Annotated in this window: 25 protein-coding genes and 2 pseudogenes; 9 read left to right on the top strand and 18 right to left on the bottom strand. The window is 71.8% G+C overall.

The features are described 5' to 3' along the window. Positions 1-7: 7 nt before the first annotated feature. A complete protein-coding gene (locus ACE1OC_RS09795; RefSeq protein ID WP_407836689.1) occupies positions 8-565 on the bottom strand; it encodes a TetR/AcrR family transcriptional regulator in 558 nt (185 codons plus the stop codon). A 105-nt stretch (positions 566-670) separates the two neighbouring features. On the opposite strand from ACE1OC_RS09795, the gene ACE1OC_RS09790 reads away from it, so the two are divergent. After that, complete coding sequence (locus ACE1OC_RS09790) at positions 671-1273, top strand: DUF2867 domain-containing protein (RefSeq protein ID WP_407836688.1); 603 nt, start codon at positions 671-673, stop codon at positions 1271-1273. 295 nt (positions 1274-1568) lie between these two features. Here ACE1OC_RS09790 and ACE1OC_RS09785 read toward each other — a convergent pair whose 3' ends face one another. After that, on the bottom strand, positions 1569-2438 hold the full coding sequence (locus tag ACE1OC_RS09785; protein ID WP_407836687.1) for a phosphotransferase enzyme family protein: 870 nt from the start codon (positions 2436-2438) through the stop codon (positions 1569-1571). 88 nt (positions 2439-2526) lie between these two features. Between ACE1OC_RS09785 and mgt the strand changes: the two are divergent. From mgt to ACE1OC_RS09765, 4 genes and pseudogenes are all read left to right on the top strand, one after another. Continuing rightward, positions 2527-3809: pseudogene (gene mgt / locus ACE1OC_RS09780) on the top strand (macrolide-inactivating glycosyltransferase). Between the two features lie 55 nt (positions 3810-3864). Beyond that, positions 3865-4845: a MerR family transcriptional regulator gene (locus tag ACE1OC_RS09775; RefSeq protein WP_407836686.1), complete on the top strand. Its 981-nt coding sequence runs from the start codon at positions 3865-3867 to the stop codon at positions 4843-4845. Next, a complete protein-coding gene (locus ACE1OC_RS09770) occupies positions 4842-5423 on the top strand; it encodes a GNAT family N-acetyltransferase (protein ID WP_407836685.1) in 582 nt (193 codons plus the stop codon). The genes ACE1OC_RS09775 and ACE1OC_RS09770 overlap by 4 nt, the downstream gene beginning before the upstream one ends. A 74-nt stretch (positions 5424-5497) precedes the next feature. Beyond that, positions 5498-6079 carry a DUF1697 domain-containing protein gene (locus tag ACE1OC_RS09765; RefSeq protein WP_407836684.1) on the top strand — a complete coding sequence of 194 codons (582 nt, stop codon included), beginning with the start codon at positions 5498-5500 and terminating at the stop codon, positions 6077-6079. Positions 6080-6170: 91 nt separating this feature from the next. Here the strand turns inward: ACE1OC_RS09765 and ACE1OC_RS09760 are convergent, their stop codons facing one another. Then, on the bottom strand, positions 6171-7028 hold the full coding sequence (locus ACE1OC_RS09760; RefSeq protein WP_407836683.1) for an aldo/keto reductase: 858 nt from the start codon (positions 7026-7028) through the stop codon (positions 6171-6173). A 45-nt stretch (positions 7029-7073) separates the two neighbouring features. Between ACE1OC_RS09760 and ACE1OC_RS09755 the strand changes: the two genes are divergently transcribed. Next, the gene (locus ACE1OC_RS09755) at positions 7074-8078 is read left to right on the top strand and encodes a ketopantoate reductase family protein (protein WP_407836682.1); all 1005 of its coding nucleotides are present in this window, start codon (positions 7074-7076) and stop codon (positions 8076-8078) included. A gap of 145 nt (positions 8079-8223) precedes the next feature. Here the strand turns inward: ACE1OC_RS09755 and ACE1OC_RS09750 are convergent, their stop codons facing one another. From ACE1OC_RS09750 to ACE1OC_RS09685, 14 genes are all read right to left on the bottom strand, one after another. Next, the gene (locus ACE1OC_RS09750) at positions 8224-9006 is read right to left on the bottom strand and encodes a sirohydrochlorin chelatase (protein WP_407836681.1); all 783 of its coding nucleotides are present in this window, start codon (positions 9004-9006) and stop codon (positions 8224-8226) included. Between the two features lie 4 nt (positions 9007-9010). Next, positions 9011-9913: an ABC transporter permease gene (locus tag ACE1OC_RS09745; protein WP_407836680.1), complete on the bottom strand. Its 903-nt coding sequence runs from the start codon at positions 9911-9913 to the stop codon at positions 9011-9013. After that, the gene (locus tag ACE1OC_RS09740; RefSeq protein WP_274550100.1) at positions 9900-10694 is read right to left on the bottom strand and encodes an ABC transporter ATP-binding protein; all 795 of its coding nucleotides are present in this window, start codon (positions 10692-10694) and stop codon (positions 9900-9902) included. Before ACE1OC_RS09740 ends, ACE1OC_RS09745 begins: the two co-directional genes overlap by 14 nt. Before the next feature lie 34 nt (positions 10695-10728). Beyond that, a complete protein-coding gene (locus tag ACE1OC_RS09735; RefSeq protein ID WP_407836679.1) occupies positions 10729-11862 on the bottom strand; it encodes an aliphatic sulfonate ABC transporter substrate-binding protein in 1134 nt (377 codons plus the stop codon). Positions 11863-12073: 211 nt separating this feature from the next. Continuing rightward, a complete protein-coding gene (locus ACE1OC_RS09730) occupies positions 12074-13414 on the bottom strand; it encodes a sulfate adenylyltransferase subunit 1 (RefSeq protein WP_407836678.1) in 1341 nt (446 codons plus the stop codon). A gap of 2 nt (positions 13415-13416) precedes the next feature. After that, positions 13417-14355, bottom strand: coding sequence for a sulfate adenylyltransferase subunit CysD (gene cysD / locus ACE1OC_RS09725; RefSeq protein WP_407836677.1), 939 nt, complete (start codon positions 14353-14355; stop codon positions 13417-13419). Next, on the bottom strand, positions 14352-14897 hold the full coding sequence (cysC, locus tag ACE1OC_RS09720; RefSeq protein WP_215148038.1) for an adenylyl-sulfate kinase: 546 nt from the start codon (positions 14895-14897) through the stop codon (positions 14352-14354). The genes cysD and cysC overlap by 4 nt, the downstream gene beginning before the upstream one ends. 53 nt (positions 14898-14950) lie before the next feature. Further along, positions 14951-15658: a phosphoadenylyl-sulfate reductase gene (locus tag ACE1OC_RS09715; protein ID WP_407836676.1), complete on the bottom strand. Its 708-nt coding sequence runs from the start codon at positions 15656-15658 to the stop codon at positions 14951-14953. After that, complete coding sequence (locus ACE1OC_RS09710) at positions 15655-15834, bottom strand: hypothetical protein (protein WP_407836675.1); 180 nt, start codon at positions 15832-15834, stop codon at positions 15655-15657. Before ACE1OC_RS09710 ends, ACE1OC_RS09715 begins: the two co-directional genes overlap by 4 nt. After that, entirely contained in the window at positions 15831-17540 is a 1710-nt protein-coding gene (locus tag ACE1OC_RS09705) for a nitrite/sulfite reductase (RefSeq protein WP_407836674.1), read from the bottom strand. The genes ACE1OC_RS09710 and ACE1OC_RS09705 overlap by 4 nt, the downstream gene beginning before the upstream one ends. A gap of 209 nt (positions 17541-17749) precedes the next feature. Further along, positions 17750-17833, bottom strand: coding sequence for a putative leader peptide (locus ACE1OC_RS09700; RefSeq protein ID WP_312847410.1), 84 nt, complete (start codon positions 17831-17833; stop codon positions 17750-17752). 232 nt (positions 17834-18065) lie between these two features. Next, positions 18066-18629, bottom strand: coding sequence for a GNAT family N-acetyltransferase (locus tag ACE1OC_RS09695; RefSeq protein WP_274550107.1), 564 nt, complete (start codon positions 18627-18629; stop codon positions 18066-18068). Positions 18630-18634: 5 nt separating this feature from the next. Next, positions 18635-19900: a GAF domain-containing protein gene (locus tag ACE1OC_RS09690; RefSeq protein WP_407841522.1), complete on the bottom strand. Its 1266-nt coding sequence runs from the start codon at positions 19898-19900 to the stop codon at positions 18635-18637. 397 nt (positions 19901-20297) lie between these two features. Further along, entirely contained in the window at positions 20298-21953 is a 1656-nt protein-coding gene (locus ACE1OC_RS09685; protein ID WP_407836673.1) for an acyl-CoA dehydrogenase family protein, read from the bottom strand. 17 nt (positions 21954-21970) lie between these two features. Here ACE1OC_RS09685 and ACE1OC_RS09680 point away from each other — a divergent pair, with 17 nt between their 5' ends. Beyond that, positions 21971-23089, top strand: coding sequence for a YihY/virulence factor BrkB family protein (locus ACE1OC_RS09680; RefSeq protein WP_407836672.1), 1119 nt, complete (start codon positions 21971-21973; stop codon positions 23087-23089). Positions 23090-23147: 58 nt separating this feature from the next. Continuing rightward, positions 23148-23912 carry a helix-turn-helix domain-containing protein gene (locus ACE1OC_RS09675; protein WP_407836671.1) on the top strand — a complete coding sequence of 255 codons (765 nt, stop codon included), beginning with the start codon at positions 23148-23150 and terminating at the stop codon, positions 23910-23912. Here the strand turns inward: ACE1OC_RS09675 and ACE1OC_RS09670 are convergent. Next, positions 23849-24244 carry a VOC family protein gene (locus tag ACE1OC_RS09670; protein WP_407836670.1) on the bottom strand — a complete coding sequence of 132 codons (396 nt, stop codon included), beginning with the start codon at positions 24242-24244 and terminating at the stop codon, positions 23849-23851. The two genes, ACE1OC_RS09675 and ACE1OC_RS09670, sit on opposite strands and share 64 nt — an antisense overlap. Before the next feature lie 309 nt (positions 24245-24553). Between ACE1OC_RS09670 and ACE1OC_RS09665 the strand changes: the two are divergent. After that, positions 24554-25597 (top strand): annotated as a pseudogene (locus tag ACE1OC_RS09665) (RNA-guided endonuclease InsQ/TnpB family protein); the annotation flags it as partial. Positions 25598-25624 lie beyond the last annotated feature (27 nt).

The raw sequence follows: 25624 nt of genomic DNA, 5'->3' as shown, positions 1-25624 counted from the left end.
GCGTCGCTCACCGCAGCAGCCAGTCCCGGGTCAGTTCCATGACCTCGGCCCGGCTGCGGGGGCCGTGGTCGGCCGCGAGGAAGTAGTTGCCGATCCGCATGGAGTAGAACACCGTGCAGCGCACCTCGACGTCGTCCTCGTCGGTGCAGAACGCGCCGAACAGCGAACGCAGGTAGTCCATGCGGCGGTTGTCGACGCGCCGCAGCCGCTCCGCGACGGATGCGTCGCGCCGGGCCCAGTCGCGGATCGCGAGTTCGGCCGTCACGCCCTTCGCCGGGCCGTCGGCGGCCGCGGCGATCGCGAACAGCCGCCTCAGCTTGGTCCTGGGGTCCCCGCCGGTGCTCTCGACCTGCTCGATGACCGCCTCGGCGCCCTCGCGTTCCCAGGTGTCGAGCATCTCGCCGAGCAGCGCGTCCCGGTTGCCGAAGTACCCGTAGAACCCGCCCTTGCTGACACCGAGCGTCTGCGCGAGGGACTCGATCCGGACGGCGTCCGGGCCTCCGGTGGCGAGGGCGCGCAGCCCCTCCTCGATCCAACTGCCGCGTGGCGTGCGGGTCGCGCCCATGCCGTGTCTCCCCTCACCCGGATCACCCGGACTCGATCTATACGGTGCCGTATAGATCGGTGTAGCCTTCTTCTATACGGCATCGTATAGATAGGGGCTTGGCTCATGAGACTCCCCAGAACCGCGCACACCGACCGTCCCTGGCGGATCCACGCGATCGCCGGCGACTTCCGGGTCGAGGACGTGTGGGACCTTCCGACGCCGGGCGGACCGGACGACCTCGCACTGCTCGTGGAGCAGTTCGAGAAGGGCTGGGGGCAGCAGGGCGCTTCCCCGGTGGTGCGCGCGCTCTTCGCGGTCCGCTGGAAGCTGGGGGCGCTGCTCGGCTGGGACAAGCCCGCCGACGGCCTCGGCGGCCGGGTGCCGAGCCTGCGGGACCGGCTGCCCGAGGACCTCCGGGGCAGCGCCCGGGGGCCGGCATCAGGCGCGTCCTCGTTCAGCACCGTCTACCAGACGCGCGACGAATGGGTCCTGGAGACCGCCAACCGGACCGTGCACGGCATCCTGCACATCGGCTGGGTCCCGGACGAGGACGGATCGGGCGGCCACCACGGCCGGATGGCCATTCTGGTCAAGCCGAACGGGCTCCTCGGCGCCGTCTACATGGTGGGCATCAAGCCCTTCCGGCACCTCGGGGTGTACCCGGCGATGCTGCGCGGCATCGGCCGCGCATGGGAGGCCCGTACGGACTCCGGCGCGGCGGCCTGACGCTCACGCGGACCAGGTCCAGTCCCGCCTCCCCGATGTCGGGGTCGGTACGCCGCAGCGGTACGTGGACCAGTGAGCGGGGTGAGGTGGCGGCGAGCGACCAGAGCCCGGCGACGAGCTGCGCGGCCCGCTGGTCGACCTGGACGTCCATGTACCAGTAACCGGCCCACAGCGCCGCGCGCGCGGGCGGGCGGGCCGGGCGGAAGCCCGCGTACTGGACGTACTTGGCTTCCGTCCGGTGCGGCGAGAGCGCGTGCCAGGCGTCGCGCGGCAGACGGGAGTTTGACGACAGGACCTAGAAGGGGTGCCAGCGGATTTCCTGGTCGCCCTCGCGCAGGGAAGCCACCCGGCGGCGGAACTCCGCCAGGGCCTTGGGGTTGGCCGGGGCGTGCTGGGAGACCCAGGCGCAGCTGGCCGTTTCGCGGGCGCCGCGCAGGACCGCGCAGCCCTCCCAGTCGCGCACGTCCCAGCCGTACGCCGCCGTGAACTCCTCGTACGCCGCGCCGGGCAGGCCGTAGCGGTCGCGGGAGAGGGCCATCACCACCAGGTCGTGTTCGCGCAGGTCGGCGGAGACCGTCTCCAGGTCGACGAGGACCGGCCCGGCCGGGCCCACGTGGACGTTGCGGGGCAGTGCGTCGCCGTGGATCGGGCCCGGCGCGAGGTGCGGGGTGAGGGCGGCGACCTGGGCGGCGTACCCGTCGCGGCGGGCCCGCAGGTACGCCGCGTCCGCCGGGTCGATCGCCCCGCCCGCCAGCCGGAGCCAGCGCTCCACCCCGCCCAGCAGGTCGCGCGGGGGCAGAGCGAAGGGGGGCGCCGGCAGGGCGTGGATCTGCCGCAGCAGTGCCGCGAGGTCCTCCGGGCCGGCCGGGCGGACCGCGTCGGGGAGCCGGTGCCACAGGGTCACCGGGTGCCCGTCCACCAGCCGGGGCTCCGGTTCGGCCGCGCGGACCGCGGGGACCCCGGACTCCGCGAGCCAGCCCGCCACCTTGAGCTCCAGCTCGGCGCGCGGCAGCAGCGCCGCCTCCCGGCCGACCTTGGCGACCAGGCCGCTGCCGTCGAGCGCGAAGACGGCGTTCTCGCCGAGGGCCAGCAGCCGGGGAGCGGGCGAACCCGCCCGTGCCAGGCCCGCCGCCGTCAGGGCTTCCCGGGCGCGTGCCTCGTCCATGCAGTCGTCTCCGCAGTCCGTCCGTTTCCCGGGTGCCCGGGATGGCGCACCGGGCGTACCCGGGTGCTCATGACCGGACAAGTTTCGCATCCGGCCCGGCTTTCCGAATGTCACCCAGAGGTTGCACGAGACGTCTCGTCTCGTTATCTTCTCCTCATGACCACGACCGCGAAGCCCGCCCACATCGCCATGTTCTCCATCGCCGCCGCCGGCCACGTGAACCCGAGCATCGAAGTGATCCGCGAACTGGTCGCCCGAGGCCACCGCGTCAGCTACGCCATCCCCGCCGCGTACGCCGACAAGATCGCCGAGACCGGTGCCACCCCGGTGATCTGGAACTCCACCCTCCCCACCGACGAGGACCCCGACGCGTGGGGCACCGAGCTCATCGACAACATCGAGCCCTTCCTCGCCGACGCCGTCCAGGCCCTCCCGCAGCTCGCGGCCGCCTTCGAAGGCGACGAGCCGGACCTCGTCCTCCACGACATCACCGCCTACCCCGCGAGCGTCCTCGCCCACCGCTGGGGCGTCCCCGCGGTCTCCCTCTCCCCGACCCTGGTCGCCTGGACCGGCTACGAGGAGGAGGTGGCCGAGCCGATGTTCGCCGAACTGCGCGCCTCCGAGCGCGGGAAGGCGTACTACGCCCGGTTCCGGGCCTGGCTCGACGAGAACGGCATCGACGAGGACAGCGACCGGTTCGTCGGCCGCCCCCGCCGCAGCGTCGTCCTCATGCCGCGCGCCCTCCAGCCCCACGCCGACCGGGTCGACGAGGCCGTGTACACCTTCGTCGGCGCCTGCCAGGGCGACCGCAGCGCCACCCAGGGCACCTGGACGCGCCCCGCGGGCGCCGAGGGGAAGAAGGTCCTCCTGGTCTCCTTCGGGTCCACCTTCACCAAGCAGCCGGCCTTCTACCGGGCCTGCGTGGAGGCCTTCGGGGACCTGCCCGACTGGCACGTGGTGCTCCAGATCGGCAAGTTCACCGACGAGGCCGAGATCGGCGAGATCCCCGCCAACGTCGAAGTCCACCGCTGGGTTCCCCAACTGGACATCCTGCGCCGGGCCGACGCCTTCATCACCCACGCGGGCACGGGCGGCTGCCAGGAGGGCCTGGCCACCGGCACCCCGATGGTCGCGGTCCCGCAAGCCGTCGACCAGTTCGGCAACGCCGACATGCTGGCCGGCCTGGGTGTCGCCCGGCACGTCCCGATGGCCGAGGCCGACGCCGCGACCCTGCGCGAGGCCGTCCTCGCCCTGGTCGCCGACCCGGAGGTGGCCGCCCGCGCGGACCGGATCCGCCGGGAGATGGCGACGGAGGGCGGCACCCGACAGGCGGCGGACCTGATCGAGGCCGAACTGCCCGACCAGCGGTGACGGGGCTTCGCCGGGGCTTGAGTCTCCAGCGGGGGGAGACCCGAAGGTGGGGGACATGAACGGCCACACGCTCTACTCGATCGGCGAGCTGGCCCGGCGAACCGGTACCACGGTCAAGACCGTCCGGTTCTACTCCGACTGCGGGCTCGTACCGCCCACCCGTCGGAGCCCGGCCGGCTACCGCCTCTACGACGACGGCGCCGTCGCACGCATGGACCTCGTCCGGACCCTGCGCGACCTGGGACTGGACCTCGCCGACATCCGGAAGGTCATGGACCGGGAACGCACGCTGCCGGAAGTCGCCGCGGCCCAGGCGGAGGCGCTGGACGTGCAGATACGGATCCTGCGGCTGCGGCGCGCGGTGCTGACCGCTGTGGCGACCCGTGGAGCCGACCCGGAGGAGACGCACCTGATGCACAAGCTCGCGAAGCTTTCCGAAGCGGAACGCCAACGGCTGGTCGGGGACTTCCTCGACACCGCCTTCGGCGGCGTGGGAGCCGACTCCGCGTTCGCGGGGGTCAGGCACTCCATGACTCCGCACCTGCCGGACGACCCCACCGCGGAACAGATCCACGCATGGGTGGAACTGGCCGCACTGGCCGAGGACCCGGAATTCCGCGCCCATCTGCGACAGCTGGTCGAGGACCAGGCCGCCGGGCGCCTCCCGGACGCTCCACCCCGCTCGCGCGACGACCTGGCCGCGATCGTCCGCGACCAGGTCGCCCCGGCCGTGGCGGCCGGCATCGACCCGGCCTCACCCCAGGCCGATCCGATCGTTTCGGCCCTGATGACCCGCTCCGCGCATCTCCTCGACGGCCGGGACCCCGCCGCATCCCCGGAACAGCTCCTGGCCCGGCTGGAACGCATCAACGACCCCCGCAGAGAGCGGTACTCCTCCCTGCTCGCGGTGATCAACGACTGGCCCCGCCCGGAGACCCTCCAGCCGGTCCTCGACTGGTCCGTCCACGCCCTCCGCGCACGAACCGGCCCGCACCCCTCCGGGCCCGAGCCGCCGCTGCGTACGATCCGGTCATGAACGCCCCCGTCACCCTCCGCGCAGCCGCGACGCCGACCGCTCCCGCTCTCACCCTCCGCCCCTGGCGGGCACAAGACGTTGCCGCACTGGTCGAGGCGTACCGGGACCCCGAACTGCGGCGCTGGGCGAGCCCACCCGTGGAGAGCGAGGACGAAGGGCTGCGGTGGGTGCGGGAGCGAGAGCGGGACTGGGCATCGGGCACCCGGTTCGGTTTCGCCGTCCTGGAGGAGGCCCCCGAGGCTCTCGATGCGGCGCCGGCGCGGCTGGTGGGCCACGTGGTGCTGAAGGGAGTCGGACCGGGTCCGGGCAAGGCGTCCGCCGAGGTCGGCTACTGGACGGCAGCGCGGGCCCGTGGGCGGGGCGTGGCCCCACGGGCCCTGGAAACCCTCACCGCCTGGGCCTTCCGTTCCTTCCGGGCCGATGGTCTGGAATGCCTCGAACTCCTCCATCAGGTGGACAACGCGGCATCCTGCCGGGTCGCCGAGAAGAGTGGCTACACGCTGGGCAGGATCCTGCCGTCGGCGCCGCCCTCCTACCCGCTCGACGGCCATCTGCACCTGCGCCGCGCAGCCGTCTGACCTCTGGCGGGGCCCTTCCCACCGCCCCCGCCGATGTCGCATGCACTGTCAGGGGTGAGGCCTATCGTGCAGACATGACCAAGACGACCAAGACGACCAAGGCCGCCAGGACCACCTACGCGGCACTGCTCCGGGGCATCAACGTCGGCGGGAACAAGAAGGTCCCGATGGCCGAGCTGCGCCAGGTTCTGGGCGGGCTGGGCCACGAGAACGTGCAGACGTACCTCCAGAGCGGCAACGCCGTCTTCGCCACCGCGAGCGGGAAGGCCCCGGATGCCCTCGCCCGCGAGCTGGAGGCCGCCATCGAAGCCCACTTCGGCTTCCGCGTCCCCTGCCTGGTCGTCGACGGTGCCTACCTGCGCGCCGTGGCCGACGCCTGTCCCTTCCCGGCCGCCGACCTCGAAGGCAAACAGCTCCACGCCACCTTCTGCTCCGAGCAGCCCGCCGAGTCCCGCTTCGCCTCGATCGACGTCCCCGCGCACCTCCCGGAGGAGTACCGCGTGGGCGACCGCGTCATCTACCTCTACGCCCCGAACGGCCTGGGCCGCTCCACACTCGCCGAGGCCCTCGCGAAGCCGGCCGTGGTCAAGGGCCTCGACGTGACCACCCGCAACTGGAACACGGTCGTGAAACTGGTCGAACTCACGCAGGACTGACCACACGGCCGTCGAGCCCGCGTACTGACCTTTGCCACCACCTCACGACGGAGACACCTCGTCCGGCCCGTCGCACCCTGCGCAACAGGCCCTACTCCGCCAGCCCGTTCAGCAGGGAGACCTCCTGCGGGGTCAGCTGGACCGTTGCCGCGTCCAGGTTCTCCGCCAGGTGGTCCGGGGAACCCGTGCCCGGGGTGGGGCAGAGGACCGGAGAGTGCCGGAGGAGCCAGGCCAAGGCGATCTGGCCGGTGGACGCGCCGTGTTCGGCGGCGACCGCCGTCAGTGCGGCGGCGCTCTCCCGGGTCAGGGCTCCGCTGCCCAGCGGGTAGTACGGGAGGAAGGCGATGCCGCGTTCCTCGCACAGGGCGAGGAGCTCCGCCGAGGAGCGGTCCAGGAGGTTGTACGGGTTCTGGACCGAGGCCACCGGAACCACGGACAGGGCCTCCCGGAGCTGGTCCGCCGTCACCGTGTTCAGCCCGATGTGGCGGATCTTGCCCTCCGCCCGGAGCTCGGCCAGCGTGCCCAGCTGCTCCGCCGGCGGGACGGCCGGGTCGAAGCGGTGCAGCTGGTACAGGTCGATCCGGTCCAGGCGGAGCCTGCGCAGGCTCGCCTCGCACATGGCCCGGAGCTCCTCCGGGCGGCCCGCCGCGTGCCACTCGTCGGGGCCCGTGCGCACCACCCCGCCCTTGGTGGAGACCACCAGGTCCTCCCCGTACGGGTGGAGGGCTTCGGCGACCAGTTCCTCGGCCAGGTGGGGGCCGTAGTTGTCGGCGGTGTCGATCAGGGTGACTCCGCGGGCGACGGCGGTGCGCAGCAGTGCGACCGATGCGGGGCGTTCCGCGCGCGGGCCCCAGTAGCCGGCGCCGACCAGGCCGCCGGTGCCGAGCCCGAGGCGGCGTACGGGCAGGTCCCCGCCGAGGGCGAACGTCTCATCCACGTCAACAGACATGGCCCGACCGTAGCTCAGGCCCGCGGATGTGCCAGGCTCGAGGGCATGCGTTACATCATCATCGGCGCCGGAGCGATCGGCGCGACCATCGGCGGACGGCTGGCGGAGTCCGGCAGCGAGGTCGTCCTCGTCGCGCGCGGCCCCCACGCGGATGCCCTGCGGACGAACGGGCTGCGGCTCACCACGGCGGACGGGGAGCGGGTGCACCGGCTGCCCGTCGTCACGGGACCGGCAGAGCTGGGTGAACTGCGCCCCGGAGACGTGCTGTTGCTGACCGTGAAGACGCAGGACGCGCTGGCCGCGCTCGACGCGTGGGGTGACGCGGAGGTCGCCGGCGGCGGTACGGCGGCCCAGCGGCTGCCGGTGCTGTGCGCGCAGAACGGCGTGGAGAGCGAACGCCTCGCCCTACGGCGCTTCGCGCGCGTGTACGGGGTCTGCGTGTGGCTGCCGGCGACCTTCCTGGAGCCGGGCGTGGTCTCCGCTCTGTGCGCTCCGCTGACCGGGATCCTGCACCTCGGCAAGGCCGCCGGGGGCGCCGACGGCACGGCCCGGCGGATCGCGGCGGACCTGGAGAAGGCGGGGTTCGGGGCGCCGGTCGTCGAGGACGTGATGCGGTGGAAGTACGCGAAGCTGCTGGGCAACCTGGGCAACGCGGTCCAGGCGACGACCGGCCCCGAGCCGGAGCCCGCGAAGGCGGCGCTGCTGCTGCGGGCCGTGCGTGAGGCGAAGGCGGCCTTCGCCGCCGCGGGCATCGCCTGCGCCTCGGACGCCGAGCAGGCGGAGGCCCGCGACGGCAAGGTGGAGGCGCCGGCCGGAGTGGTGCGGGGCGGGTCGTCCTGGCAGAGCCTGGCGCGGGGGACGGGGTCCGTGGAGGCGGACTATCTCAACGGGGAGATCGTGCTGCTGGGGCGGCTGCACGGGGTGGCCACGCCGGTCAACGACACGCTGCGCGTCGCGGCGAACATCTTTGCCCGGGAGGGGCTGCCGCCGGGCGCGATGTCCATCGAGGACCTGACGGCCCTGGCCGACGAGGCCGCGGCGCGGGCGTAGGCACACGCCGGGTGTGGGTGGGTGGGCGGGCCCTGCGGGGGAAGTCCCCTACCCGCCCTTCGCCCGTTCCCTGGGGCTCCGCCCCAGACCCCGCGCCTCAAACGCCGGCGAGGCTGAAATGTGCCCGGCACCCGCCGCAGGCGGGTCAGGCCGCCAGGGCCGGGATGCGGGCCTGGGTCGGGGCGGCCGCGTCGTAGCGGCGCAGCAGCAGTCGGGCCAGTTCCGGGGAGGGGCCCAGGACGGCCGCGATCACGTCGGCCCCCGCGGCTTCGGCGCCCGCCGTGATGCGGTCGGGGAGCCGGCCGGGGGCGATGACGTAGGGGGCCACCGCGATCCGGCGGACGCCCTCCGCGCGCAGCGCCCGTACGGCGTCCTCGGTCCGGGGGAGAACAGCGGAGGCGAACGCAGGCCGCACGGCGCACCAACCGGTGTGCCGCCACTCCCGCGCGATTTCAGCGATCACTGCGATCGCCTCCGGGTCGGAGGAGCCGGCGGACGCGAGCACCACACCGGTGGTGGCACGGTCCGCCGGGGTGAGGCCGGCTTCCCACAGCCGGCGCTCCAGGGTCGCCAGCAGCAGCGGCGACGGTCCGAGCACATCGGCGATCCGGACCGAGAGGTCCGGCAGGTGGGACGTGGCTCCGGCGAGCACCGCCGGGATGTCGGACTTCGCGTGGAACGCCCGCGTCAGGAGGAGCGGGAGCGCCACGACGTCGCGTACGCCCGACAGGTAGAGCGAGGCCACCGCCTGGTCGACGGTCGGGGTGTCGAAGTCCAGGAAGGCGGTTTCCACGCGCAGCCCCGGCCGCAGCGCCCGTACCCGCCGGGTGAGGGCGTGCACGGTCGCCGCGTGCCGCGGGTCGCGGCTGCCGTGGGCGATGATCAGCAGGGCGGGGGCCTGCGTGGAGTGCGTGACGTGCGCGGACACGTGATCAGCTCTTGACCAGCAGGCCGCGGGTGCGCAGCACCCACCGCTCGACCGGGCTGAAGATGAGCAGGTCGATCGCGATGCCGACGACCAGGATCAGGATGATCGCGAGGAACACGCCGGGCAGGTCGATGTTGTTGCGGCCGTTTTCGAGGAGCTGGCCCAGGCCCAGGCCCAGGTCGGGGGAGCTGGCGATGATCTCGGCGGCCATCAGGGAGCGCCAGGAGAAGGCCCAGCCCTGCTTGAGACCGGCCAGGTAGCCGGGCAGCGCGGCCGGCATGACCACGTGCCAGGCTCCGCGCAGTCCGGTGGCGCCGAGGGTGCGACCGGCCCGCAGGAACAGCGGCGGGATCTGGTCGATGCCGGAGACGAGGCCGTTGGCGATCGACGGGACGGCGCCGAGCAGGATGACGGTGTACATCATCGCGTCGTTGAGTCCGAACCAGAGCACCGCCGGGGGCACCCAGGCGACCGAGGGCAGCGACTGCAGGCCCTGCAGGATCGGGCCGATCGCGGCGCGGACGAACTTCACCCGGGCGACGAGCAGGCCGAGCGGGGTGCCGATGGCCAGGGCCAGCAGGAAGCCGAGCAGACCGCGCGAGACGCTGGTCCAGATGACCTCGAGCAGGGTGCCCTTCATCCACATGTCGGACAGGCTGTCCCAGACGGAGGACAGGGCGGGGAGCTTCGTCTCGTCGGTGATCTTCGCCGCGACGAGGATCTGCCAGACGAGGAGGACCAGGCCGACGGCGATGACCGGCGGCAGGACCTTCTTGACCAGCACCTCGCGGATCGGGGTGCGGTGGGTCTGGACGGCGTCGAGCGCGTCGAGGCCCGCCTCCAGTCCGGCGAGGTCTTCGGCCTTGGCCTTGGACGGGGCCTCGGGGGTGGTGTCAGTGCTGGCCATGGCGGCGGATCTCCCCACGCAGGTGTTCAGTGATCTCAAGGGACAGCTCCGCGACGTCCGCGTCCTCGATGCGGCGCGGCTGCGGGATGCCCACGGTCCACTCCTTCGCGACCCGGCCGGGGCGCGAGGACAGCAGGACCACACGCTGCGCGAGCCGTACGGCCTCGCGGACGTTGTGCGTGACGAACAGGACGGAGAGGTTCGTCTCTTCCCAGATGCGGGTGAGCTCGCCGTGCAGCACGTCACGGGTGATGGCGTCGAGCGCCGCGAACGGCTCGTCCATCAGCAGCAGCTGGCTGTCCTGGGCGAGCGCCCGGGCCAGGGCCACGCGCTGGCGCATGCCGCCGGACAGCTCGTGGACCCGCTTGCCGTACGAGCCGCCGAGCCGGACCAGCTCCAGCAGCCGCTCGGCCTCCGGCTTGCGGTCGGCCTTGGCCACCCCGCGCAGGCGCAGGGCGAGTTCGATGTTCTTGCCCGCGGTGAGCCACGGGAAGAGGGCGTGCTCCTGGAACATCAGGGCCGGACGGCCGCCGGGGGTCTCGATCGACCCGGCGGACGGCTTGTCCAGTCCGGCGACCAGGTTGAGCAGGGTGGACTTTCCACACCCCGAGGCGCCCAGGATGGTGACGAACTCTCCGGGAGCGACATCGAGGCTGATGTCGTCCAGGACGAGCTGCGATCCGGCCGGGCCGGAGAAGGACTTCGAGACGTGCTCGATGCGGGCAGCGTGCGTCAGCTCCGCTACGGAGCCCTCGGCAGCCTTGGCAAGCATGGTGGCCATGGTCGTCACCTCCTGGGGTTGCTGGTCTACGGGGTTACTTGGTGGCGCCGAGGCCGGCGTCGGAGACTTCGGGCTTGCCCGCGGCCTTGAGGACCTTGTTCAGGAGCGTCAGGTCGTAGATGCCGTTGAGGTCGGGCTGCTCGATGAGCTTGGCCTTGACCGCCTGGTCGGCCTGCTTCTTCAGCGTTGCGGCGAGCGGGTCGTCGGTGATGAGGATGCTGGGCCACGCCGGGTCGATGACCTTGGCGTCGAGGGGCTTGCCGCCTTCGGCTGCGAGCTTGGCGTTGGCGGAGGCCTTGGCCTTGTCGGGGTTGGCGTTGATCCACTCGTTGGTCTTGACGGTGCCCTTGAGCACGGCCTCGACGACGTCCGCGTGCTCCTTGAGGAACTTCTGCGAGACGATGACGTTCGTGATGACGAACTTCTTGTCGGGCCACAGGGCGGTCTCGTCGAGGAGGACGGCGCCGCCGTCGGAAACGAGCTTGGAGGCGGTGGGCTCGGGGACCCAGGCGCCGTCGATCGAGCCCGACTTGAAGGCGTCCGGGGTGACCTTGTTGTCGGTGCGGACGACGGAGACGTCACCCTTGCCGGACTCCGGGTCGACCTTCCAGCCCTTTTCGGCGATCCAGTTGAGGAACGCGACGTCCTGGGTGTTGCCCTTCTGCGGGGTCGCGATGTTCTTGCCCTTGAGGTCGTCGAGGGTCTTGATCTTCGCCGGGTTCACGACCAGCTTCACGCCGCCGGAGGCGGAGCCGGAGATGATCCGCAGGTTGGAGCCCTTGGACTTCACGTAGGCGTTGATCGACGGCGAGGGGCCGATGAAGCCGATGTCGAGAGAGCCGCCGTTGAGGGCTTCGATCTCGGAGGGGCCGGCGTTGAAGGACTGCGGCTTGATGGTGGTGGCGCCGAGTTCTTTGGCGATCAGGCCTTCCTGAAGGCCGACCAGCGCGGTGGCGTGGGTCAGGTTCGGGAAGTAGCCGATGCGGACCTCGGAGGCCGAGAGTTTCTTCGCGGAGCCGTCGGCGGCGACGTTCGCCTTCGGAGCGTCGTCCTTCACGGCCTCGGAACCGTAGCCGCACGAGGCGAGGGCGCCGATCAGGAGCGGCAGGGCGGCAGCGGCGGCGAGGCCGCGGTGCAGGGTCTTAGCAGAGGTACCGATGGCAGGCACGGGAGGACTTCCTCTCGTAGCGTCGTGTCACGACGCACGTCTTCGTTTGCTGAGCAAGGGCAGGTACGGCTCGCGGGGGGTGTGGGCGCGCATGCGGTGCGCGTACGTCATTACGCACATCGCCCCACACCTCCCTGGCCGCTGCCGAGGGAGCCGCTGCCAACGCGGCCGCCCTCTTTCGCGAAGGTGGAGTAGATATCGGCAAGCATGATCAGAAGTCCCAGCCTTCTTCGTCCGCCTGCACGGTGGTCTCGGCGGTGGAGGCGAAGGATTCGCCGACCATTCCGGCCGCCAGGGTCGTGCCGTCCGCGGGGTCGATCAGCAGGAAGGACCCGGTGCGGCGCGAGTCGGCGTACGAGTCGAGCGCGAGCGGCTCGGCGGTACGGACGACGACGCGGCCGATGTCGTTGGCCACCAGCTGCCCGGGGTTCGGGTGCTGGGACAGGTCGTCCAGGGTCAGCCGCGAGGGGATCTCCTTGACGATCGCCTTCACCGTGCGGGTGGTGTGCTTGATCAGCACCCGGGCGCCCACGGCGAGGGGCTGGTCCGCCACGTGGCAGACCGTCGCCACGACGTCCTGCGTGGTGGCGGGGGAGCTCGACGACGGCGCGATCAGGTCGCCGCGCGAGATGTCGATGTCGTCCTTCAGACGCAGGGTCACCGACTGCGGGGCCCACGCGATGTCGACGCTCTCGCCGAGCGCGTCGATGCCCTCGATGACCGAGGCGCGGCCCGACGGCAGGACGGTGACGGCCTCGCCGACGCGCAGCACGCCGGAGGCGATCTGACCCGCGTAGCCCCGGTAGTCCGGGTTCTCGGCGGTCTGCGGACGGATCACGTACTGCACCGGGAAACGCGCCGGGCAGGCGGTGAGGTCGTGGCTGACCGGGACCGTCTCCAGGTGCTCCAGCACCGTGGGGCCGCCGTACCAGTCCATGTTCGCGGAGGGTTCCACTACGTTGTCGCCGGCCAGGGCGGAGATCGGGATCGCGGTGATCTCCGGGACTCCGAGGCCCGTGGCGTACGCGGTGAACTCCTCGGCGATCGATGCGAAGACGGTCTCCTCGTAGCCCACGAGGTCCATCTTGTTGACGGCGAGGACCACGTGGGGGACCCGGAGGAGGGCCGCGACGGCGGCGTGCCTGCGGGTCTGCTCGATCACGCCGTTGCGGGCGTCGACGAGCACCACGGCGAGGTCGGCGGTGGAGGCGCCGGTGACCATGTTCCGGGTGTACTGCACGTGCCCGGGGGTGTCGGCCAGGATGAACCGGCGCCGGGCGGTCGCGAAGTAGCGGTAGGCCACGTCGATGGTGATGCCCTGCTCCCGCTCGGCCCGCAGGCCGTCGGTGAGCAGCGCCAGGTCGGGGGTGTCCTGACCACGGCTGGCCGAGACCCGCTCCACGGCTTCCAGCTGGTCGGTGAGGACCGACTTGGAGTCGTGCAGGAGGCGGCCGACCAGGGTGGACTTGCCGTCGTCGACGGAGCCCGCGGTCGCGAAGCGCAGCAGCGTGGTCGCCGAGAGATCGGCGAACTGCTCGGTGGTGGAGGTCATTTCTAGAAGTACCCTTCGCGCTTGCGGTCTTCCATCGCGGCTTCGGACAGCTTGTCGTCGGCGCGGGTCGCGCCCCGCTCGGTGAGGCGGGAAGCGGCGATTTCGGTGATCACGGCGTCCAGCGTGGTGGCGTCGGAGTCGACGGCACCGGTGCAGGACATGTCACCGACGGTGCGGTAGCGGATCAGGCGGGTCTCGGTGGCTTCGCCGTCCTTGGCGCCGCCCCACTCGCCGGCCGTCAGCCACATGCCGTTGCGCTGGAAGACCTCGCGCTCGTGGGCGAAGTAGATCTCCGGCAGTTCGATCTTCTCGCGGGCGATGTACTGCCACACGTCCAGCTCGGTCCAGTTGGACAGCGGGAAGATGCGCACGTGCTCACCCGGCGCGTGGCGTCCGTTGTACAGGTTCCACAGCTCGGGCCGCTGGCGGCGCGGGTCCCACTGGGAGAACTCGTCGCGCAGGGAGAAGACGCGCTCCTTGGCGCGGGCCTTCTCCTCGTCGCGGCGGCCGCCGCCGAAGACGGCGTCGAACTTGCGGCTCTGGATCGCCTCCGTGAGGGGGACGGTCTGCAGCGGGTTGCGGACGCCGTCGGGACGCTCGCGGAGCTTGCCGGCGTCGATGTACTCCTGGACGGAGGCCACGTGCAGGCGCAGACCGTGCTTGGCGACCGCGCGGTCGCGGTAGTCCAGGACCTCGGGGAAGTTGTGGCCGGTGTCCACGTGGAGCAGGGTGAACGGCACCGGCGCCGGCGCGAACGCCTTCAGCGCCAGGTGCAGCATGACGATGGAGTCCTTGCCGCCCGAGAACAGGATCACCGGCTTCTCGAACTCACCCGCCACCTCGCGGAAGATGTGCACGGCCTCCGACTCGAGGGCATCGAGGTGCGACAGCGCGTAGGGCGCGTCCGTCCCTTCGTGGACGTGTGCGACGGTGGCGGTCATGCCAGACCCCTCTCGGTGAGCAGTGCGTGCAGGGCCGAAGCCGATTCCTGTACGGACTGCGTGTGCGACTCGATGCGGAGGTCCGGGGACTCCGGTGCCTCGTACGGGTCGTCGACCCCGGTCAGACCGGAGATCTCGCCCGCCGCCTGCTTGGCGTACAGGCCCTTCACATCACGCTCGGAGCACACCTCCACCGGAGTGGCCACGTGCACTTCGAGGTAGCTGGTGCCCTCGGCGGCGTGCCGCTTGCGGACGGCCTCACGGCTGTCCGCGAACGGCGCGATCACCGGGACGAGCGCCTTGACGCCGTTGGACGCGAGGAGTTCGGCGACGAAGCCGATCCGCTGCACGTTGGTGTGCCGGTCCTCGCGGCTGAAGCCGAGGCCGGCGGAGAGGAACTCGCGGATCTCGTCGCCGTCGAGGACCTCCACGCGGTGGCCCTCGGCGCGCAGCCGCTCGGCCAGCGCGTAGGCGATGGTGGTCTTGCCCGCGCTCGGCAGCCCGGTCAGCCACACGGTGGCGCCCTGGTCGCTCACGCTCATCTGGTTCGTCTCCGTCGGTTCAGTACGTTCGTTGGTCGCGCTGGTGGCCGTCATCAGCCGTGCAGTCCGCACTCGGTCTTGCCGCGCCCGGCCCAGCGGCCGGCGCGGGCGTCCTCGCCCTCCGCCACCCGGCGGGTGCAGGGGGCGCAGCCGACGGAGGCGTAACCGTCCATCAGCAGCGGGTTGGTGAGGACGCCGTGCTCCAGGACGTACGCGTCCACGTCGTCCTGGGTCCAGCGGGCGATCGGCGAGACCTTGACCTTCTGCCGCTTCTCGTCCCAGCCGACCACCGGGGTGTTCGCCCGGGTCGGGGACTCGTCGCGGCGCAGGCCCGTGGCCCAGGCGTCGTACGCGGTCAGGCCCTCTTCGAGGGGCTTGACCTTGCGCAGCGCGCAGCACAGGTCGGGGTCGCGGTCGTGCAGCTTGGGGCCGTACTCGGCGTCCTGCTCGGCGACGCTCTGGCGCGGGGTGAGCGTGATGACGTTGACGTCCATCACGGCCTCGACCGCGTCACGGGTGCCGATGGTCTCCTCGAAGTGGTAGCCCGTGTCGAGGAAGACCACGTCCACGCCGGGGAAGGCGCGGGAGGCGAGGTGGGCGACGACCGCGTCCTCCATGGAGGAGGTCACGGCGAACTTCTTGCCGAAGGTCTCGGCCGCCCAGGTGAGGATCTCCAGCGCGGTGGCGTCCTCGAGGTCCCGGCCCGCCTGCTCGGCCAGCGCCTGCAGGTTTTTGAGACTCGCGTCCTGAATCGTGGTCATATCTCGCCCCCTCCAGCGTCATTGGACTGAACACCCCGGGCCAGCAGCCCGAGGTACTTCAGCTGGAAGGCTCGATTGCAGGCCCTGCATTCCCAGGCGCCGTGGCCTGTTTCGTTCGGGAACAGGTCCTCGTCGCCGCAGTACGGGCAGTAGAACGGTGCGGCGCGCTCGCTCACGACAGATCCTCGTCCTTGGCACGGGTGACCCAGGCGGCGAAGCGCTCGCCGTCCTCGCGCTGGTCCTCGAAGCGCGAGACGACCCGCTCGACGTAGTCCGGCAGACCGGCCGAGGTGACCTTGAGCCCGCGGACCTTGCGGCCGAAACCGGCCTCCAGCCCGAGTGCGCCGCCCAGGTGGACCTGGTAGCCCTCGACCTGGTTGCCCTCGTCGTCCAGGACCAGCTGGCCCTTGAGACCGATGTCCGCCACCTGGATACGGGCGCAGGCGTTCGGGCAGCCGTTGATGTTGATGGTGAGCGGCTCGGCGAACTCCGGCAGTCGGCGCTCCAGTTCGTCGATCAGCGAGGCGCCGCGCGCCTTCGTCTCGACGATGGCCAGCTTGCAGAACTCGATGCCGGTGCAGGCCATCGTGCCGCGGCGGAACGGGGACGGGTTGACCCGCAGGTCGAGCGCCTCCAGGGCCGCGACGACCGAGTCGACCTGGCCCGCCTCGATGTCGAGCACGATCATCTTCTGCTCGGCGGTGGTGCGCAGCCGGCCGGAACCGTGCTGCTCGGCGACGGCGGCGATCTTCGTCAGGGTGGCGCCGTCGACACGGCCCACGCGGGGCGCGAAGCCGACGTAGAACTTGCCGTCCTGCTGCTGGTGCACGCCGACGTGGTCGCGCCACTGGCCGGTGGGCTGCTCGGGCGCGGGGCCGTCGGTCAGCTTGCGCTTGAGGTACTCGTCCTCCAGGACCTGGCGGAACTTGGCCGGGCCCCAGTCGGCGACGAGGAACTTCAGGCGGGCGCGGGTGCGCAGCCGGCGGTAGCCGTAGTCGCGGAAGATCGAGATGACGCCCTCGTAGATGTCCGGGACCTCGTCGAGCGAGACCCAGGTGCCCAGGCGCACACCCAGCTTCGGGTTGGTGGAGAGACCGCCGCCGACCCAGACGTCGAAGCCGGGGCCGTGCTCGGGGTGGTTCACGCCCACGAAGGCGATGTCGTTGATCTCGTGCGCCACGTCGAGCAGCGGCGAGCCGGAGATCGCGGACTTGAACTTGCGGGGCAGGTTCGAGAAGGCGGGGTTGCCCACGATGCGGGCGTAGATCTCGTCGATCGCGGGGGTGCCGTCGATGATCTCGTCCAGCGCGATGCCGGCGACGGGCGAGCCGAGGATCACGCGGGGGGTGTCACCGCAGGCCTCGGTGGTCGAGAGGCCGACGGCCTCCAGACGGCGCCAGATCTCCGGGACGTCCTCGATGCGGATCCAGTGGTACTGCACGTTCTGCCGGTCCGTGAGGTCGGCGGTGCCGCGGGCGAACTCCTCGGAGATCTCGCCGATGACGCGCAGCTGCTCGGTGGTGAGCCGGCCGCCGTCGATGCGGACGCGCAGCATGAAGTACTTGTCGTCCAGCTCCTCCGGCTCCAGGATCGCGGTCTTGCCGCCGTCGATCCCGGGCTTGCGCTGGGTGTAGAGGCCCCACCAGCGCATACGGCCGCGCAGGTCGTTGGGGTCGATCGAGTCGAAGCCCGCCTTGGAGTAGATGTTCTCGATGCGCGCACGCACATTGAGGCCGTCGTCGTCCTTCTTGAACTGCTCGTTGCCGTTGAGGGGCGTGTGGTGGCCGACGGCCCACTGGCCCTCACCGCGGTGACGGCCGGGCTTGCGGCGCGCGGCGGCGGCGGGTGCGGCGGCTGCGGTCGTATCGGGGGTGGCGGCCATGGCGGTACGTCCTTCTTCGGCGGCTCGAGGCAGGGGCAGGGGGAGCGGCGGCGTGACCCCTGGCGCACGCGTGAGCGGATGTGGCTGTTTCGCGGCCTTTTTGGGGCGACGAACGGCCTACAGGGGACTGCTGTGGTGGCTGACGACGGGCGGTGTGTTCGCTTCCGCGGCGACGTCGGTGCGGGGCGCTGTCGCGGCGGTGCTGTGCGTCAGCGCGCCGGACAGATGGCGCTGGACATGCGGCCGAGGTCGACGTGCCGCCGACTCACCAAGGCAATTCCAGCTCCGTTCATGGGGGGAAGCGTGGCATGGGGCGATTGGAGGAGTCCACTACTGTCCACAATCCGGACGAACTCGTCTCGCATCGCAAGATCCCGGTGACGGGGGTCACCTCAGGAGCCCCTTGAGGGGCCAGCAGCCACATGCCCGTCTGGTGTTTGAGGGCCGGGTCCGGGCAGCGCCCGGGGAACGGGGGAAGGGCAGGCAGGGGACGGCCCCGCAGGGCCGCCCTGCCGCCCCGCAGGGTTACGCGCCCGGCCAGGGGCCGGGGGTGGGGGTGACGGCCTTCTCCTCCGTCTCCTCCTTGAATACCTTGAAGCCGCGCCGGAGGTAGTTCGCCATGGCGGTCGGGCCGTCGTCGCTGCACGTGTGCAGCCAGACGCGCCGCGTCGGGGCCAGCTCCGGCCAGCGCTCGGCCAGGGACCAGGCCCGCTCGATGCCCACGGTCAGCAGGTGGCCGCCGATGCGCCGCCCCCGGAAATCGGGGAGGAGCCCGAAGTACATGATCTCCACCACACCGTCGGGCTGCGGGTCGAGTTCCACGTACCCCGCCGGGGTGCCCCGGTCGTACGCCACCCACGTCTCCACGCCCGGACGGTCCAGCTGCTCCACCCACTGCGCACGGGTCAGCGACAGCCGGTCCGTCCAGTGGATGTCGCCGCCCACCGAGGCGTAGAGGAACCGGCTGAACTCGGGGGAGGGGACCTCCGACCGGACGATCCGGATCTCCGGGCCCGGGACGGCCGCCGCGACGAGGTCGGACGGTGCGGTCATTTCCAGGGACCAGGTGGTCAGTGTGCTCGTGCTCATGGACGTCAGGGAATCACGCCGGTTCCCGTATGGCCCAGCCGGGCGCTGATCACCGCCGGCGCCGTGGAGTGCGGCAGCAGGGCGGCCGGGTTCCCCGGCCGGATCAGCTCCACCTCCACGTCGTGGGCGAAGCGGTACGGGCGGTGGGCCAGCACGCCGCCGAGGTTGCGGCGGATCCGGGAGATCTCCGCGCGGACCGTCACCGTGCGGGTCGGATCCCCGAACAGCTCCTGCGCGAGCTCCGCCGCCGACCGTCCACGGGGGGACTCCGCCAGCAGGAACAGCAGCTCCGCGTGGCGCGGACTGAGCTCCTGCGACCAGCTCCCCGCAGCCCCGTAGACGGTGGCCCGCCACGCCCCCGGCCGGCTGAGGTCGAGGACGACGCGGGCCGCCGCCCCGGCGCCGGTACGGGCCTCCGTGACGGTCACCAGCCAGCCGCCCGGCAGCGGCTCCACCAGGCAGTCGCCGAGCTGCGGCACCCACACCCGGCCCGGTCCGAAGGTCTTGGGCAGCGGGATCCGCTCCGTCGGAGCGAGCCCCGTGACGGCGGCGGTCCACCCGTTGGCGTCCAGGGCCAGCGCCCGCCCCGGCATCCGGGCCAGCAGCGGGGCCGCCACCGCCCGCAGCCGTTCCAGCGACTCCAGGTGCCGTACCCGCAGCTCCCGCTCCGCGAGCCGGGCCACCGAGCTCACCCACGTCAGGGTCGCCGGGTGCATGGTGGCCAGCGGCCCGCTGACGTCGAGGACCCCCAGCAGCTGCCCGTCGCGGGGGTCCCGCACGGGGGCTCCGGCGCAGGTCCAGTCGTGGTGGCTGGAGACGAAGTGCTCGGCCGAGAACACCTGGACCGGTCTGCGGGTCACCAGGGCGGTGCCGACCCCGTTGGTGCCGACCACCGCCTCGTCCCAGTGGGCGCCCACGCCGAAGCCGAGCCGGTCCGCGTTGCGCAGGATCGAGGAGTGGCCCTCCCGCCACAGGAGCCGCCCGTCGGCGTCGGCGACGACCATGATGTGCAGGGCCTCGTCCAGCGCGGGGAGCAGTCCTTCGCGCAGGACGGGCAGCAGGTCCCGTAGCGGAGAGGTCTGGCGCCGCTCCTCGGTCTCGGCGGCCGAGAGCATCCGCGAGCGGCTGTCGCGGTCCGGGTGGACCCCGCCCGCCATCATCCGGCGCCAGGACTCGGCGATCTCCGGGCGCGGCGCGGCCGGCGGCCGGTCCCCGGCGAGCGCGGCCGCCCGTACCCCCTTGAGCAGACGCGCGGCCTCGCGCGCGTCCATGGCCGAGATGCGTGCCGCATCGACCGCGCTGCCTGTGGTGTGGACCACCGGAACCTCCCCGTGCCGAACATGCGTACGACGGTTCCCGCCCGGCGGGGCCGTCCGGTGCGCGCTGCTTCCAGCGGGCGGACCGGTACGCCCCCAAGGGCGGTTCCAAGTCAAAGGTTGCAACGTCTTGCAACTCTCGCCAAGTCCCGGTCGCCCGATCGAAACTGTGCGCACGTCGCCGAGCGACGTGACAGCTCCTTCCTCGGGGCGTCTCGGATCAGGGGTGGTGCCGAGTCGGCGCGGCGCCATCCCTGTTCCTGGTCAACGGGCCCGGATCCCGCACCACAGTGCTTTTCGGAGGGTTGGGGCCCTCTGCATGAGCCCGCTTCCGGAGGGTTGGGGCCCTCCGCTAGCCCGCGATCCGGGCCCGTTCCACCACGGATCCCAGATCCAGACTGTGCGGCAGCGTGCCGAAGGCCGCGCCCCAGTCACCGCCCAGGCGCGAGGCGCAGAAGGCGTCGGCCACCTCCGGCGGGGCCCAGCGCACCAGCAGGGATCCCTGCAGCACCAAGGCCATCCGCTCCACGACCCGCCGGGCCCGCGCCTCGATGCCCTCCAGGTCCGCGAGCTCGGTCAGCAGGTTCTTGATGGCCGAATCCAGCCGGTGATCGGCGCCGCGCGCCAGGCCGACCTCCTGGAGGAAGGCGTTCAGCGCCTGCGGCTCGCGCTGGAGGGCGCGCAGCACGTCGAGGGCCTGGACGTTGCCCGATCCTTCCCAGATGGAGTTCAGCGGGGACTCGCGCAGCAGCCGGGGCATCCCGGACTCCTCGACGTAGCCGTTTCCGCCCAGGCATTCCAGGGCCTCCGCCACCATCGGCGTACAACGCTTGGTCACCCAGTACTTCGCGGCGGGCACCGCGATGCGCAGGAAGGCCCGCTCCTGCTCGTTGCCCGAGCTCTGGACGGCGTCGTACGCGGCCGCGAGGCGGAGCGTGAGGGTGGTGGCCGCCTCCGACTCCAGGGCGAGATCCGCGAGCACGTTGCGCATCAGCGGCTGGTCGATGAGCGGTGCTCCGAAAGCGGAGCGGTGCTCCGTGTGGTGAGCGGCCTGCGTCAGCGCCTGCCGCATCAGCGAGGCCGAACCGATCACGCAGTCCAGCCGGGTCGCCGCGACCATCTCGATGATGGTCCGCACCCCCCGGCCCTCCTCGCCCACCCGCCGCGCCCACGTCCCGTCGAACTCCACCTCGCTCGACGCGTTCGACCGGTTGCCCAGCTTGTCCTTAAGCCGCTGGATCGCGAAGACGTTCCGCGTCCCGTCCGGCAGCACCCGCGGCACCAGGAAGCAGGTCAGCCCGCCCGGCGCCTGCGCCAGTACCAGGAACCCGTCGCACATCGGCGCCGAGCAGAACCACTTGTGCCCCGTCAGCAGGTATTCGCCCGAGGCGTCCAGCGGCACCGCCGCCGTCGTGTTCGCCCGGACGTCGCTGCCGCCCTGCTTCTCCGTCATGCCCATCCCGAAGAGCACCCCGGCCTTCTGCCCGGCCGGCCGCAGCCCCTCCTCGTACACGTGCGAGGTCAGCCGCGGCTCCCATTCGGCCGCCAGCTCCGGATCGGTCCGCAGCGCCGGTACCGCCGCGTGCGTCATCGAGACCGGGCACCCGTGCCCCGCCTCCGCCTGCGACCACACGAAGAACCCGGCCGCCCGCCGCAGATGACCCGCCGGCCGCCCCCACGCGTCGGTGAGCCCGGCGCCCACGGCGTGCCCGAGCAGCCGGTGCCACGACGGATGGAACTCCACCTCGTCGATCCGGTTTCCGTACCGGTCGTGCGTCCGCAGCTTCGGCGGGTTCTCGTTCGCCTGCGCCCCCCAGTCCTGCGCCTGCCGGGATCCGGCCGCACGCCCCAGATCCGTGAGCTCTTCCCTTACCTCCGAGGCGAGTTCGGGTGCGGCGTCCGCGAGATGCCGCTCCACCCCCTCGCTCAGGACCAGGTCGCTGCCGTATACGTCGTGGCCCACGAGGGGCGGGGCCTGATTGCTGACTGTGTGGGTGGTGGCTGCCATGCCGATACCGTAAGGACGTGCAGCACGCGAAAGAAACACCCGAGCGGATTCCGGGACGCCTCCACCGGGCCCGCGCCCTCTACCGCAACGTCTCCAAGCGCAAGATGGCGTGGCTGCTGCTCAAAGACACCGTGAACTCGTGCATCGAGTACCGGATCCTCGGACTCGCCGCCGAAGCGGCCTTCTTCACCCTGCTCTCGCTGCCCCCGCTCTTCCTGGGCCTGCTGGGCCTCCTCGGGTACGTGGACGGCTGGTCGGGCGGTACGACCGTCGCCAGCATCGAGGAGAACATCCTGCGCGCGGTCGGCACGGTCCTCTCCGACCGGGGCGTCAACGACATCGCCAAACCGATGCTCGACGACGTCACCGGCCGGGGCCGTCCCGACCTCATCTCCCTCGGATTCGCCTTCGCCCTCTGGTCGGGCTCGCGCGCCGTGAACGTCTTCATCGACACCATCACCGTCATGTACGGCCTCGACGGACACCGCGGCATCGTCAAGACCCGGCTGCTCGCCTTCGTCCTCTACATCGCCGCCCTGCTGATCGGGGCCATCGTGCTGCCCCTGATGGTGGTCGGCCCGGACGCGGTGGTGCGGCTGGTGCCCTGGAGCACCGAGGTGATCGCGGTCCTGTACTGGCCCGTCGTCACGCTGCTCTCCATCGCCTTCCTGACCACGCTCTACCACGTCTCCGTCCCGGTCCGCTCGCCCTGGATCGAGGACGTGCCCGGCGCGCTGGTCGCCCTCGCCATGTGGGTGCTCGGCTCGTTCCTGCTGCGGATCTACCTCACCAACACGGTGGAGGGCCCGACCATCTACGGATCGTTGGCCGCCCCCGTGGCGATCCTGCTGTGGATCGGCATCTCGGCCTTCGCCGTCCTCGTCGGGGCCGCCGTCAACGCCGCGATCGACCGGGTCTGGCCCTCCGTGGCCACCGCGGCGGCGCGCGAGGCGAACGAGCGGGTCCGCGAGGCGGAGGCCGCCCAGCTCGTGGCCCGGGCGGCCGCCTGGCGGGCCCTGGCCGAGGGGGAGTCGGAGGACGACGACGAGGACGGGGGCATGCCCTCGGAGTTCCCGGAGCGCTGGTCGAAGTTCCTGCCGCCCGAGGACTACCACTCCCGCCTGCGCAAGCACTGACGGCCGCCGACGGCGACTGCGCCTGCCCGCCGCCGACCGCCGCCGTAGCCTGGTGTCCGTGGTGGATCACGCGGACTCCGTGCCCGGTTCGGGGTACGAGGAACGGCCGTCCGGGACGGTCGCCGGAGCGGTGCTCTGGCGGGCCGGCGGGGCCGGCTCCGGCATCGTGCTGCCCGACGGGTGCATGGACCTGCTGTGGGTGGACGGCCGGCTCCTGGTGGCCGGACCCGACACCGCCCCGCACCCCGCCGGAGAAGTCCCGGGCTCCGGCTTCGCCGGGATCCGGCTCGCCCCCGGCACGGCGCCCGCGCTGCTCGGCGTACCGGCCCGCCTGCTGCGCGACCGGCGGGTCGAGCTGTCCGACCTGTGGCCCGCCGCCGAGGTACGGCGCCTCACCGCGCGCGTGGCCTCGTACGGGGATCCCCGCGCGGGACTGGAGGAGCTGGCCCGGCTCCGCACGGCCGACGGCGGGCTCCCGGACCCGCTCGTCCGGGAGGTCGCGGCCCGGCTGCGGGCCGGGCAGGGCGTGGCCGCCGTCGCGGGGGCGGTCGGCCTGGGGGAGCGGCAGCTGCACCGCCGCTCGCTCGACGCCTTCGGCTACGGCCCCCGGACCCTGGGCCGGATCCTGCGCCTCCAGCGGGCCCTCGCGCTGACCCGGCGCGGGCTGCCGCAGGCGGCGGTGGCGGCGGCCGCCGGATACGCCGACCAGGCCCACTACACCCGCGAGGTGCGGGCCCTGGCCGGGACCACGCCGGGGGCCTACGCGGCGGCCGGTGCGAAGAGGGAGATCCCGGAGCCGTCCGGGTCCAGGACGACGGCGTAGCGCTGCCCCCAGAAGGCGTCCCAGGGCTTCAGGTGGCCCGTGTGCCCGGCCTCCGTCAGCTCCGCGTACAGCGAGTCCACCTCGGCGGGGGAATCGCACAGGAACGCCAGCCCCACCCTGCCGTCGCTCGTGGGGCGGGTCCAGGACGGGTCGAAGGAGCGGATGACCTCCTCCGTGTCCCAGCCGATCCGCTGCCCGCCCGGCAGGACGGCTTCGACGTGCGGCTGGGAGTCGGCCCCGGCGGGCACGTCGATGCCGAGGCGGCGGTAGAAGGCGAGCGATGCGGCCATGTCGGAGACGACGATGCCGATCATGTCGAGTCGGGGAGTCATGAGCTCACCCTAGGCACGCCCGGCCGGGCCGGTCTTGAACGAATCGGACACCGGTGGGCGGGGCGCCGGAGCCGGTCACAGGATCACCGTAGGGTGCCCCGGCTTTGAGGTCGGGGAGGAATCCGGCTTCCCGCGTAGCGGGGCGGGTTGAGCCGAATCGCTGTCGGGGATTCGGCGTTCACCACCGGGGTGGTTGATGGGGCCTTCCACAAGTACAGGGTCTCGGAGTTGATGGATCGTTGGTCGATGTGTGCGTGATCGCTCACTCGTTCGTGGGGTCGTCAGGGAATCCGGCCTGAGGGTGAGGACAAGCAGACCTGCGGCCCGGCTCAGCTCGACAAGATGCTGACCGAGGCCCGCGCCAAGACCTCGTGGTTGCGGGAAGGGGCCAGTGTTCCGCAGCAGCAACTGATCCGTGATTTTGGGAAGTCGCGCGCCAAGGCCCAGAAGGGCATCGAGGACCGGCTGCCCATGGCACGCCGGGCGGGGATGCCCAAGTACAGGAAGAAGCGGGAAGCGCTGCCGACGTTGAACTACACCCGGCGCGGCTTCCGTCTCAAGGACGGGAAACTGCACCTGGCGGGAGGGATCGTCCTGACTGTGGTGTGGTCGCGGGAACTTCCCTCCGCCCCGTCCAGCGTGCGGGTCTACCGAGACAGCCTCGACCACTGGTACGCCTCCTTCGTCGTCCCAGCCGAGGTCCAGCCGCTTCCCGAAACGGGCCGGGTGATCGGCATCGACTGGGGCGTCAAAGAGACGGCGACCACCACCAGCGACGCCCACGACCTGCCGCATGCCGGGTACGGGCGGAAGGCCGCCGTGAAGCTCGCGCACTATCAGCGGATGGTGGCCCGCCGGAAGCCCAAGCGCGGGCAGGCTGGATCCAAGGGCTACCGCAAGGCGAAGCGGCATGCCGCGAAGCTGAACAAGAAGGTGGCACGGCAGCGTCAGGACGCAGCCCGTAAGTGGGCCAAGCGTGTGGTCCGCGACCACGATGCCCTCGCGGTGGAGGACTTCCGGCCGAAGTTCCTCGCCAGGACCGCCATGGCCCGTAAGGCCGCTGACGCCGCCATCGGCGCTACGAAGACGGCCTTGGTCGAGATGGGCCGCAAGCACGGGCGGGACATCCGCCTGGTACACCCCGCGCACACCACGATGGACTGCGCGCAGTGCGGAGCGAGAGCCAAGCACGCACTGCCGTTGGGAGAGCGCACCTACACCTGCACCGCGTGCGGAGCCGTGTCCCCTCGGGACAAGAACTCCGCACGCGTGATGCTCATCCGGGCAGGTCTGAACCCGGCTGGCGCTGATCGCGGAAGACCCGACGGGACGCAGTCCCGCCAGGCAGCGTGAGCTAGAAATCCCCGCACAACCCCGAAG

Origin of the sequence: Streptomyces stoeckheimensis, from assembly GCF_045822005.1 — a bacterium.
GTDB lineage: Bacteria > Actinomycetota > Actinomycetes > Streptomycetales > Streptomycetaceae > Streptomyces > Streptomyces stoeckheimensis.
This window is presented reverse-complemented; position numbering and strand designations above follow the sequence as displayed.